Origin of the sequence: Methyloglobulus sp. (assembly GCF_046714055.1) — a bacterium.
Lineage (GTDB): Bacteria > Pseudomonadota > Gammaproteobacteria > Methylococcales > Methylomonadaceae > Methyloglobulus.
Window position 1 is genome coordinate 1 of sequence record NZ_JBKKBJ010000293.1, and the last position, 11,069, is coordinate 11,069.

Genomic DNA, 11,069 nt, shown 5'->3' on the forward strand with positions numbered 1-11,069 from the left:
TTAATAAACAAGACGATTCTGGTAGGCACACCACTGACCAATCTCACCCTTCAAGCTATCTCAACCATTACCATGATTAAGGAAAAATGGTTGTCAGAATATGAGCCCTTGCAAGCTGAATATAATGCGTTAAGTTCAAATATCGGCGAAAACAACCCTTATAAAAAGCGGGTAGAAAGAGACCTGGAACGCCTTAAGGGTGAATACCTGTTGGCTGAACTAGCAACGCGCGGCTTTTTACCCTGTTACGGATTTCCAACCGGAATTGCCTACTTTGATCCTTACAGCGTTCATGATTATCAACGTAAAAACTACAAAAAAAATGACGAGCGGGAAGATAATCTTAGCCGTATCCGCGAAAAGCCGACTCGCGATTTAGCCATTGCCATTAGAGAATATGCACCCGGCTGCGATATTGTCTTGAATGGTTTGGCGTATCGTTCAGCGGGGCTGAGTTTAAGCTGGCATAGTCCCGAAAGCGGCGCCAACGAAACCCAGAAACTGATGACGGCGTGGCGTTGCGATCATTGTGGTGCAATTGACCATGCTTTAAGCAGCGCTTCGAATAGCCCTTGCGACAAGTGTAGCGAGCCGTTAAATCCTGAGCATAAGCGCGAATTTATTGAACCCACCGGATTCGCTGTTGACTTTTATACCAGCCCCCATACCGATGTTTCCGTCCAGCATTATGTGCCGGTTAAAGAACCTTGGGTTACCGCTAAAGACAGGCTGCGCACTTTACCTAATCCGCAATTAGGACAGTTTCGCGCCGGTAGTCGGGGCGATATTTTTTATCACAGCTCCGGTGAGCATGGACACGGTTACGCACTGTGTTGGCATTGCGGCCGCGCCGATTCTATGATTACCGATGATAAGCTGCCTGAAGTTTTTTCAAAACTGCATAAAAAATTACGAGGCAGACCTGAAGGTGAAACAGATGCGTATTGCAGCGGTAACGAAAGCGAATTCGCCATTAAAACCCATCTGCATTTAGGCTATGTTGATCATACCGATGTTTTTGAATTGTATTTAAAACATCACAACGAACGGGCGTATCTTGATAACCGGGATGAAAACAGCCAAAAAATAGCTTGGACTTTAGCCGTTGTGCTTAGGCAAGCCCTAGCAGACATCCTAGGCATCAATGCCGATGAATTGGGCTATACCGTGAAGCCGACTAAGCTGACGGGTTGCAGCTATCCGGTAGCGACTATTGTTTTATACGATAAATGCAGCGGCGGTGCCGGTTTTGCGTCGTCTGCACACCGTTATTTTGACGAGTTATTTGTTAAAGCGAGAGAGCACCTCAAGTGTAATTGTCAAGGCGTGTGCCAAAACTGCTTGTTAGGCTTCGATACCCGCTTCCATATTGATTATCTGGATCGGCAGTTGGCGGCAAGTTACCTGAACGAAGAATTTATCCGCTTGCTGGCTTTGCCGGAGGAATTAAAACTATTGGGCAGTTCATCGCGTTATTGCCCGGAAACGCTGTTTACCGAAATCCGTGATGCATCCAGTCATGGCGCGACAGAACTGCATGTTTTTTTACAAGGCCAGCCATTCGAATGGGAAATAGCAGAAAGTCAATTACTTGAACGCTGCTATCGCTGGAAACAGCTCTATACCAAGGTGGTTTTGTTGATCAACGCGTCAACACAACCGCTTTCTGAAGGCATCAAAGAAGAACTCTGGATTTTGCATCGTTTTGGGATAACCATCGCCACGGTTGACGATAACAAGTCATTACTCAAAGGCGTGGCCTGTATTGTTGCGCAAACCCTGTCAGGCGCTACCAGCAAGACTTTTGCGCACTCTCTTAAACAAACCGCAATACCCGCACAAAACTGGCTGAATCTGCCGGACAGTGTTTTAGTATCGGCGGAAAAATATCCGCTTGTGCCGGTATTAAAGTATCTGGATGAAGAGGCTTTGAAACCGAATACAGGCAACGGTGATATAGAGATTGAAATACTTGCTGAATGCAATGGCCCATTAGCTCAATTTGCCGAGAAATTCTGGCAGCGTGTACTTAAGAATCATCCATTATTGCAACAACATGTACTTACGGATGAACTTGTCAGCCTGCATTATTCAGACCGTTATTTATTCTCGCCGTGGTCGGTTATGCTGATTGCCAAACTTATTGATGGCTTAAGACAGCTTATGAAAAGTAACTGGAATAAGCCGAAAATTGTTATTGATACGGGTGTTAAGCGGGAAAGCAGCTATCAGAACCGCGGCTTATTGGCGGACTGGATGGATGACAACTTACGCATGGATGTTATTGCTGCCTATTTTGAGGCTATGGATGAACTGTGTGTTGTTAATGCTGCAAGCGATACGCCACATGGTCGAGTGATGGAATTGACGTGGCAGTCTGGAAAAACAACCCATATCCGTCTGGATCAAGGTGTTGGCTATTGGCAAATCGACGATAAAGCGCCCTGGTTTGATTGCAATATAGCAGAGCCTGGGCAACAGGCAGAAAAAATGCTGTTATTAATTCCTAGGCTTAACGTTAGAAATGCTAAAGACTTTCCAACCCAAATTTTTGTTAAAGAACGTTAGTGAGCAGGATTACAAAAGAGAAATATTGTTAGCAATAACCGAACATTTTAAAACTTAACGTTGTAGAAAAATCCATGAAGCAGTATTTAGAGTTACTTGACAAAATTCTCCAGGAAGGGGCCTTAAAGGGAGATCGAACGGGCAGCGGTACGCTGTCCATTTTTGGTCACCAAATGCGGTTTAATTTGGCGGACGGATTCCCGTTGGTGACAACCAAAAAAATACATACCAAATCCATCATCCATGAATTGCTTTGGTTTTTAAAAGGGGAGACCAATCTCGCCTATTTGCGTGAACATAATGTCAGCATCTGGAATGAATGGGCAGACGGGAAAGGTGAGCTGGGGCCCATTTATGGTTACCAATGGCGTTCCTGGCCCACTCCAAACGGCGAGTCCATCGACCAGATTCAGCAGGTTATCAATCAACTGAAACAGACGCCCAACAGTCGGCGCATGATCGTTTCCGCTTGGAATGTCGCTGATTTGCCCGATGAAAGCGTCAGCCCACAACAAAATGTGGCAATGGGCAAAATGGCCTTAGCGCCGTGCCATGCGTTTTTTCAGTTTTATGTGGTGGACGGAAAACTGTCCTGCCAACTTTATCAGCGTAGCTGCGATACGTTTTTGGGTGTGCCTTTCAACATCGCCAGTTATGCCTTATTGATCCACATGGTGGCGCAACAAACTGATTTACAAGTGGGCGATTTTATTTGGACGGGCGGCGATGTCCATCTTTATTTAAACCACCTGGAGCAAGCCAACACACAATTAACCCGACAACCCTACACTTTGCCAACCCTAACAATCAAACGGAAACCAGAATCGATATTTGATTACCATTACGACGATTTTGAAATCACGGATTACCAAGCCCACGAACACATCAAGGCGGCTATTTCCGTCTAAAAAGCACCTGCTTAACTATGGTAATTTTTAAAATTACCATAGTTAAAAACCACAGCTAAAGAAAAAGGAGTTCAATGAGCATAAGACACAAAGCACACCCCTGGCATGGCATAGAAGCTGGCGACAATACACCTAACATAGTGACAGCATTTATCGAAATCGTCCCGTCCGATACCATCAAGTATGAAATCGACAAGGCCAGCGGTTATCTGAAGATTGACCGACCGCAAAAATTTTCCAACATGATCCCAACACTGTACGGATTTATTCCGCAAACCTACTGTGCGGAGGAAGTGGCTGAGTACGCAGGGATGAAATCCGGCAAGAAAGTCATAAAAGGTGATGGCGATCCGCTGGATATTTGTGTACTCAGTGAACGTAGCGTAACCCATGGCGACATTATTTTACAGGCTGTACCCATTGGGGGATTTCGTTTGCTGGACAGTGGAGAAGCGGATGACAAGATAATAGCTGTCATGAAGGGGGACGAATTTTATCGGCAATGGAATGATGTTTCAGATTGCCCGCCCTCTTATATCGACCGCTTAAGACATTATTTTCTGACCTATAAACATTTGCCCAGCGAGGACTTCATCTGTGAGATAACCCATGTATACGGCCGGGATGAAGCCCATGAGGTGATTAGAAGAGCCATGGCAGATTATCAACATCACTATGGGCATTATACAACTTGAGTCTACGCAGGGTGGAATAGCGTAGCTCCAAGCGGCGCATTACGCTACGCTAATGCGCCCTACACAAGCTTAAATAACCAGTGTTGCTATTTCATGCTTTTCAACTATCATAAAAACACTTGCTCAGCCCCGGTGGAGAATCTTTATGGTAATTTTCGACGGTATTAGACGGCAACTGCGTTCGGTTATCGAATGGCGCGATCCGAATCCAGATGCCTTGTTTTATGACTGGAGCGACAACGGCGACGAAATCAAAAATGCCTCCAAGCTGATTGTCGGCCCTGGGCAAGGCTGTATTTTCGTTTACGAGGGCAAGGTGCAAGCGGTGATCGAAGAACAGTGCCTGGTCACGCTGGAAACCGACAATATCCCGTTCTGGACGACAATCAAAAACTTCATGCAGTTTTTTGAAAGCCATCACAAAGTCGGCATTTATTTTTTCAGGCTCACTACGATCCTGAACCAAAAATGGGGCACTACGGCAACCATTAAATACGATGACCCCAAATACAAGTTTCCCGTCGGGTTGAAGGCTTACGGCAATTACAGTTACCGCATTTCCGACGGGCGCGACTTTTTCGTCAATGTGGTTGGCAACCACGGCGATTTTCTGGTTGAGGATTTCCGCAAAGTCATGTCCGAACGGATTATCCATCCGCTCAGCGATTTTCTTGCCGAAAGTAAATATTCCTATGCGGACATTGATGCCAACCGCATTGAAATAGCCCAGGGCGTAACGGCAAAATTAAATGTCGAGTTCGGCAAACTCGGTTTTGTGATGACCGACTTCCGTATCGAAGGCGCGGATTTCGATGATGAAACCCTAACGCGCATCAACCGTATTGCCGATGTCAACGCGGAAGCGCAAGCAGCGCAAGCGGCGGGAATGGATTATGCACGCCTGCAACAGCTTGAAGCCATGCGTGAAGCGGCACGGAACGAAAGCGGTGCTGCGGGTGCTGGCGTGGGTTTGGGCGCAGGCATCGGCTTGGGCCAAGCGATGACCCAAGGGTTGCAGAATATTCCTAATACCCCAAGCACCCAACCCCCCGCTAACGACGTAGCGGGTAAATTAGAGCAACTCAAAGAACTCAATAGCCAAGGCTTGATTTCCGATCAGGAATACGCCGACAAAAGACAGGTGATTCTGGACACGTTATAATTTCGATGCTGATGAACCATGGCTAGATGCACTTCGTGTTCGGCACCGCTGCCTACCAACACTAATCGTTGTAATTACTGCGACACCCGTAGCGACGTGGATTTGCACTCCAAGCATCCGTATACCATAGCCAAGCCAACATCCATGCGTATCTGCCCCAACTGCGAGAAAGCGCTGCAAACCATCCGCCTAAAAATGGCAGAGCTGATATATATTGAGCGTTGCCACACCTGCTTCGGCCTGTTTTTCGATAAGGGCGAATTAGAGCCAGTTTTGCACAGCTCTGTTTCCAATGTGTTCGGTATCAACGTGGAACACATCGACAACATCAACAAGGACCGTTACCGTAAGCAACAAAAAATACGCTATATGAAATGCCCGGAATGCCGCATGTTGATGAACCGGGTCAATTTCGGACGGCGTAGCGGCGTGGTTATCGACCAGTGCATCAAACACGGCATCTGGCTCGATAGCGGCGAACTTACGCATCTACTGGAATGGAAAAAAGCGGGTGGGCAACTATTGCAAGAACAACATGCCGCAAACTTGGAAAAGCAGAAACAGCGGCAGCAGGATGTTTTGCCCGGTGCCGCGACCGATTATTCTGTTAAAACCAGCGGCGGTTTTGGCAACACGGTGGAAGAGAGTTTATTGGAGACGCTGGCGTCGGTGTTGGGTGAGTTGTTCTGATGCCATTCATTGAATAATAGGGCGGAACAATAGTGGGCATGCCATGTTTATTGATGCCAGGCTATTAGCCTGCTGACGGAATCCAGAACACTATGATATGAAAAACAGCTCAAAAAGAGTTCTATGTAGCTAAAAAATGGTTAGCAAGATATGTCCATGGCTCCTGGATCTCGGCGACCTCCATGGATGGAGGAAGTGCGGAAAAGGATATGGAATCCTCGCCGCCAATCCCTGTCCTGGGCAGGCTCTGCCGAGATGACGGCTTGTGTATATAGCTATGCCCAGTGGGAAAGGGTAATTTAGAGGTTCCAGTTCCACCTCACTTTCAAAACAACCCCGTAATCTTCCCATCATTATCAATATCAATCCGCTCAGCCGCAGGTTGCTTAGGCAAGCCTGGCATGGTCATCATATCGCCAGCGATAGCGACGATGAAGCCCGCGCCATTCGCCAGCCTGACCTCGCTGATTTCGACAGTATGACCTGACGGTGCGCCTTTCAGGCTAGGATTGGTGGAAAATGACATCTGGGTTTTGGCAATGCACACGGGGAACTTGCCGTAACTTTCATCCCAGGTCTTAAGCTGGGCTTGGATTTTGGCGTTGGCGGTAATCCCGGATGCGCCGTATAACTTGGTTGCGATGGCTTCGATTTTGTCCCACAAACTCAGGTTTTCATCATAGACATACGTACAGCCGGGTTCACGGGAATTGACGATGCCTACTATTTCTTTAGCTAAGTTTTCTGCGCCAGCACCGCCCTCTGCCCAATGTTTGGAGACCACGCAATTTGCCCCCAAGTCGGCACACAAGCTCTTAAGCAGGTCAATTTCAGCCTCGGTATCGAAGGTAAAATGATTGACGCAAACAATACAAGGCAAACCATAGTGTTGGGTGATGTTGTTATAGTGCCGTTCCAGGTTTTCAAAGCCTTTTTCCAGTGCAGACAGATTTTCCTGGTTTAGATCATCCTTGTTCACCCCACCTTGGAATTTTAATGCCCGTACCGTCGCGACTAAAACCACCGCCGAGGGCTTTAATCCTGCCATCCGGCATTTGATGTCGATAAATTTTTCCGCCCCCAAATCCGCGCCAAAACCCGCCTCAGTCACCACGTAATCGGCAATTTTTAAGGCGGTTTTAGTGGCGGTCACGGTATTGCAACCATGGGCGATATTGGCAAATGGCCCACCATGAATGATGGCGATATTGTTTTCCAACGTTTGCACCAAATTGGGTTTGATCGCGTCTTTTAACAAGGCCGCCATCGCGCCGTGGGCATTGAGGTCGCGGGCGTAAACCGCAGTCTTGCCGTCGGCTTTATAACCGATAACGATGCGGCCCAGGCGTTCTTTCAAATCGGCACGGCCAGTCGCCAGGCAGAGTATCGCCATGACTTCGGAAGCGACGACAATATCGAAACCATCTTCTCGCGCATAGCCGTTGCCGATACCTCCTAAGCCAACAATGATTTTCCGTAAGGCACGATCATTCATGTCCATCACTCGCTTCCATTGGATACGGCGCGGGTCGATACCGAGCGCGTTGCCTTGCGTGATGTGGTTGTCGATCAGGGCAGCCAACAAATTATGCGCCACACCAATCGCATGGAAATCGCCGGTGAAATGGAGGTTGATGTCTTCCATAGGCACGACCTGGGAATACCCCCCGCCAGCCGCACCGCCTTTTACACCGAAACAAGGGCCTAAAGACGGTTCGCGCAAACACATGATGGCTTTTTTGCCGATACGGTTCAAGGCATCGCCCAAACCTACCGTAGTGGTGGTTTTGCCTTCTCCGGCTGGGGTTGGGCTGATGGCGGTAACAAGTATCAACTTACCGTCTTTGTTGTCCTTTAGGCTATTGACATATTCGAGTGACAGCTTGGCCTTGTAATGGCCGAATGGATCCAGGTGTTCAGGCGCTATACCGTAACTTTCATTGGCAAGATCGATAATGGGTTTCATTTTCGCTTTTTGGGCGATTTCAATATCAGACATGATGTTTGTGTTATAAATTTTTCGAATAAATTCTATCGTTACGGTCTCTAAAATTTTTCACATCAGCTCCCGCCGCAATTCCCTGTAATTGTTGAAAACTCGGCACTGGTATTAACAACAATCCTTTGCCTTTAGGTATTAAGGCTAATTGTTGCCCCTTTTGCCAATGCTGTTCTTCCCGAACAGATTTAGGGATAGTGATTTGATAATTGCTCGAAAGCGTTACTATAAAAGGCATTTAATACTCATGATGCGTCCATACTTAATTTAGTCAGAACATACCATAGGTGTAAGTTATTTGCGAGACTACTGAGAAATCAGTGAAAGATGGGTATTTGCACTTTCTCAAAAGTAATGTACATTAAATACATTATAAATGAAACTACGTAGAGATGAACATGCAGCGTACCCAAATATACCTTACCGACGAAGAGCAAGTCGCTATACGTCAAATCAGCATTCGTAGCGGTACCAGCCAAAGTGCATTGATTCGCAAGGCGATAGACCAATACATTGCCCAGAACACCCCTAGCACCAACGCCAACAAGCGCATGAACGTATTTGGGCTTTGGCAAGACCACGAAAACCTGCCTAATTTAGACGTTTTACGAGCCGAAGAGCGTTTTACCGAATGAGCGCAATTCTAATTAATACCGACGTGTTGATTGATTATTTGCGTGGTTTGGAAGATGCCAAAAATTTTATCGCCAGCCTGCCTGAGCAGGCTTATATTTCTGCCATTACCGTGGCGGAACTGCATGTAGGCGTACGTAACGGTAAAGAACGCGCCGCACTCACCGAGTTTTTAGATACGCTGGACACGATTGCGTTGGATGCCGAACTTGCAGCCGAGGGTGGCTTGCTCAGACGCGATTACGGTAAAAGCCACGGTGTCGGATTAAACGACGCGCTGATAGCAGCAACCGTGCTAAAAAACCGTTTGCAGTTGGTGACTTTAAACGGCAAACATTACCCGATGGTTAAGAATGTCTTAGTGCCTTATCAAAAAGTCTAATTTAATTTTCACGTTCACTTTCGTATTGGGAAGGTAATGCAATTCTTTCATGAAAGCTATGATAACGTCTGGAAAAATGCTCTAAGTAAGGACTGACCAATATAGACCGTCGCTTCACCATTCCAACCTCTATTTGACGATATAAAATCTCCGCATCAATACCAAAAATTCTCTTAAAATCCGCTGTTAGTTCTGGTAACCCAATTTGTTCAAAATCACATGCGGAAGAGATTTTTTCAAAGAAATAAAATCTTTCATCACGATGAGATACTACTAACTTCCATGCCCCGGAGTTCATATTTTCTCCATTGTCTCTGATTTCTCTTGCGGTCGCAATTTCACATAAAAGTATTGAGTTTAAAAATTTTACAGATTGGCTTTTTTTAGCTTTTCTATCCCTGAAATCCCAGTCAAGATCACAATCCTGAGTAACGACAATTGCAAACGGATGAACAATCGGTTCAAAAGAAAGTTCTTGATTGTCCTCTCTTAGATCATCGGCAACAGGTTTATATTGAATAACATCCGTCAATATTTCACCTTGTCTGAGTGAGTTGTTTTTGTTGGATGCTTGATATTTTGCCCTTACTTCCATGCTGATAATGTTTTAGTTAGACTAAGGTTCCAAAATGAAAGCTGGACGGACTTGTTTTGCTCGCAATTTGCCTTTTATTTTTTTAGCAGGAGGTTTTGGTAAGTTAATCTGAGTTTGGCGGTCTTTATAGAAATGATAAATTCCTTCCAGCTCATCGGCTGTTTCCTCAAAAGCAGCCTCAGGAAGAGATTGAATAATAAGTAAGCACTTGATTAGTTGAATAGAATTGTCTGCTGATAGGTCATGCCGATTTAATCTAACTGATAATGAGGGGGCGGACATCGCCAAACCAAAAGAAGGATATTGGATCACATAGGTTTTACCGCTCTCTCTATCAATAGCAGTGTTATTGATGGCAAAGCCTAATGTCGACTCCTTAATCTTTTCTTGCATCAATTGGTTGGGGTTGTAAAGCGTCATGGAGGATCTCTGTGATACTCCACCTAAAGAGCCTTCCAGCAGAGCGGTTGAACTGATCGAGTACGTTCCAGACATTTTCATTTCCTTCTATTTTCTGTTCACTAAAAAAGTCAGCATCAATTAAATAAGCCGTTTCTTCATTACTATCTTGCGATTCTTTTATGGTCACTAAACCATGATTTAAATTGACTTGTATGTTTTCAGATTTTAGAGTTAGGTTTTTGGCGATTCCCTGTATTGAAGAGGAGAGCTCTTCATCATGCAATTCTGAAGCGAAACGTTTTGCTATCAAATCTGACCACTCTCGGCTTTCAAACCCAAGCTTTGATCGAATAATTAAATCTTTATAACGAAGTCCTAACCTAGAATAGAAGGAAGGCTTATAAATGCGATCAAAAATGTCTAATGCGATACTAAAACGTTGTTTGTATTGTTCATACCGTTCATACGAAGAAGTGCTTAAAGCAATAAAGTCTTTGGTAAGAGTAAGATTCCATCTTTGATCTTCTGACTTGAAGTTATATGCAATGTCACTTTGCAATGGCAAGTCAAATTGTTGCACAAACTTTGATAATTCCGCTGGAATTTGCGTTCTGGTCGTCTCAAAAAGCGGATAATGAAGCCGAATCTTATCCTGAAAATCGACTGGTTCCTCATGAGATATTTTTAATATGGGAGGAAAGCGTAATTGGCAAATAACCTCAATGAGAGGATTACACTTATATATTACACGCTCAAATTCTGGTAAGTTCATCAAAATACAATTAATTTCCCATTTATGATCAAATTTCTTAATTTTAAATGCTGCACAGCCTTTCTGTTAGCTTATTTCAATAAGTTTTCACGAATGGCTTTTAAGACAACGGCAATAAAGTTAAGTGCAAATTCAAATATATACTTTAACAATAGGTCGTGTTTACGAAACCCAACTTTTATCCATAATCAACCATAAACCGGAAACCGCTTACAAAGCGCTGTGACTTTCTCCCGCACTGCCGCAATCACCTTCTCATCTTC

12 protein-coding genes are annotated in these 11,069 nt (G+C 45.2%); 7 read left to right on the plus strand and 5 right to left on the minus strand.

The window, feature by feature from the left end; translation table 11 throughout:
* The 5 genes from ACLQ6D_RS17660 to ACLQ6D_RS17680 all read left to right on the plus strand — a co-directional run.
* On the plus strand, positions 1 to 2,568 hold a 2,568-nt coding region (locus ACLQ6D_RS17660; RefSeq protein WP_411728620.1), incomplete at its 5' end, for a DUF1998 domain-containing protein.
* 74 nt (positions 2,569 to 2,642) lie between these two features.
* On the plus strand, positions 2,643 to 3,476 hold the full coding sequence (gene thyA / locus ACLQ6D_RS17665; protein ID WP_411728621.1) for a thymidylate synthase: 834 nt from the start codon (positions 2,643 to 2,645) through the stop codon (positions 3,474 to 3,476).
* Between the two features lie 74 nt (positions 3,477 to 3,550).
* Positions 3,551 to 4,171: an inorganic pyrophosphatase gene (locus ACLQ6D_RS17670; RefSeq protein WP_411728623.1), complete on the plus strand. Its 621-nt coding sequence runs from the start codon at positions 3,551 to 3,553 to the stop codon at positions 4,169 to 4,171.
* 145 nt (positions 4,172 to 4,316) lie between these two features.
* Complete coding sequence (locus ACLQ6D_RS17675) at positions 4,317 to 5,333, plus strand: SPFH domain-containing protein (RefSeq protein ID WP_411728625.1); 1,017 nt, start codon at positions 4,317 to 4,319, stop codon at positions 5,331 to 5,333.
* A gap of 18 nt (positions 5,334 to 5,351) precedes the next feature.
* Positions 5,352 to 6,023 carry a zf-TFIIB domain-containing protein gene (locus ACLQ6D_RS17680; RefSeq protein ID WP_411728626.1) on the plus strand — a complete coding sequence of 224 codons (672 nt, stop codon included), beginning with the start codon at positions 5,352 to 5,354 and terminating at the stop codon, positions 6,021 to 6,023.
* Between the two features lie 325 nt (positions 6,024 to 6,348).
* Here ACLQ6D_RS17680 and ACLQ6D_RS17685 read toward each other — a convergent pair whose 3' ends face one another.
* Positions 6,349 to 8,022, minus strand: coding sequence for a formate--tetrahydrofolate ligase (locus ACLQ6D_RS17685; protein WP_411728627.1), 1,674 nt, complete (start codon positions 8,020 to 8,022; stop codon positions 6,349 to 6,351).
* A 10-nt stretch (positions 8,023 to 8,032) separates the two neighbouring features.
* Positions 8,033 to 8,260 carry an AbrB/MazE/SpoVT family DNA-binding domain-containing protein gene (locus ACLQ6D_RS17690; RefSeq protein WP_411728628.1) on the minus strand — a complete coding sequence of 76 codons (228 nt, stop codon included), beginning with the start codon at positions 8,258 to 8,260 and terminating at the stop codon, positions 8,033 to 8,035.
* Between the two features lie 160 nt (positions 8,261 to 8,420).
* Here ACLQ6D_RS17690 and ACLQ6D_RS17695 point away from each other — a divergent pair, with 160 nt between their 5' ends.
* Positions 8,421 to 8,657 carry a CopG family transcriptional regulator gene (locus tag ACLQ6D_RS17695; protein ID WP_411728630.1) on the plus strand — a complete coding sequence of 79 codons (237 nt, stop codon included), beginning with the start codon at positions 8,421 to 8,423 and terminating at the stop codon, positions 8,655 to 8,657.
* A complete protein-coding gene (locus tag ACLQ6D_RS17700; protein WP_411728631.1) occupies positions 8,654 to 9,037 on the plus strand; it encodes a type II toxin-antitoxin system VapC family toxin in 384 nt (127 codons plus the stop codon). The genes ACLQ6D_RS17695 and ACLQ6D_RS17700 overlap by 4 nt, the downstream gene beginning before the upstream one ends.
* A 1-nt stretch (position 9,038) precedes the next feature.
* Here ACLQ6D_RS17700 and ACLQ6D_RS17705 read toward each other — a convergent pair whose 3' ends face one another.
* From ACLQ6D_RS17705 to ACLQ6D_RS17715, 3 genes are read right to left on the minus strand one after another with little or no spacing between them, the layout of a single operon-like run.
* Positions 9,039 to 9,632: a hypothetical protein gene (locus ACLQ6D_RS17705; RefSeq protein ID WP_411728633.1), complete on the minus strand. Its 594-nt coding sequence runs from the start codon at positions 9,630 to 9,632 to the stop codon at positions 9,039 to 9,041.
* Between the two features lie 21 nt (positions 9,633 to 9,653).
* Positions 9,654 to 10,052 (minus strand): hypothetical protein, encoded by a 399-nt coding sequence (locus ACLQ6D_RS17710; protein WP_411728634.1) that lies wholly within the window; start codon positions 10,050 to 10,052, stop codon positions 9,654 to 9,656.
* Positions 10,009 to 10,806, minus strand: coding sequence for a TIGR04255 family protein (locus tag ACLQ6D_RS17715; protein ID WP_411728636.1), 798 nt, complete (start codon positions 10,804 to 10,806; stop codon positions 10,009 to 10,011). The genes ACLQ6D_RS17710 and ACLQ6D_RS17715 overlap by 44 nt, the downstream gene beginning before the upstream one ends.
* Between the last annotated feature and the right edge of the window lie 263 nt (positions 10,807 to 11,069).

Excerpts from the sequence above, each read along its gene's own strand:
- thyA (WP_411728621.1), top strand. The coding sequence starts at position 2,643 with ATGAAGCAGTATTTAGAGTTACTTGACAAAATTCTCCAGGAAGGGGCC.
- ACLQ6D_RS17670 (WP_411728623.1), top strand. The coding sequence starts at position 3,551 with ATGAGCATAAGACACAAAGCACACCCCTGGCATGGCATAGAAGCTGGC.
- ACLQ6D_RS17675 (WP_411728625.1), top strand. The coding sequence starts at position 4,317 with ATGGTAATTTTCGACGGTATTAGACGGCAACTGCGTTCGGTTATCGAA.
- ACLQ6D_RS17680 (WP_411728626.1), top strand. The coding sequence starts at position 5,352 with ATGGCTAGATGCACTTCGTGTTCGGCACCGCTGCCTACCAACACTAAT.
- ACLQ6D_RS17685 (WP_411728627.1), bottom strand. The coding sequence starts at position 8,022 with ATGTCTGATATTGAAATCGCCCAAAAAGCGAAAATGAAACCCATTATC.
- ACLQ6D_RS17690 (WP_411728628.1), bottom strand. The coding sequence starts at position 8,260 with ATGCCTTTTATAGTAACGCTTTCGAGCAATTATCAAATCACTATCCCT.
- ACLQ6D_RS17695 (WP_411728630.1), top strand. The coding sequence starts at position 8,421 with ATGCAGCGTACCCAAATATACCTTACCGACGAAGAGCAAGTCGCTATA.
- ACLQ6D_RS17700 (WP_411728631.1), top strand. The coding sequence starts at position 8,654 with ATGAGCGCAATTCTAATTAATACCGACGTGTTGATTGATTATTTGCGT.
- ACLQ6D_RS17705 (WP_411728633.1), bottom strand. The coding sequence starts at position 9,632 with ATGGAAGTAAGGGCAAAATATCAAGCATCCAACAAAAACAACTCACTC.
- ACLQ6D_RS17710 (WP_411728634.1), bottom strand. The coding sequence starts at position 10,052 with ATGACGCTTTACAACCCCAACCAATTGATGCAAGAAAAGATTAAGGAG.
- ACLQ6D_RS17715 (WP_411728636.1), bottom strand. The coding sequence starts at position 10,806 with ATGAACTTACCAGAATTTGAGCGTGTAATATATAAGTGTAATCCTCTC.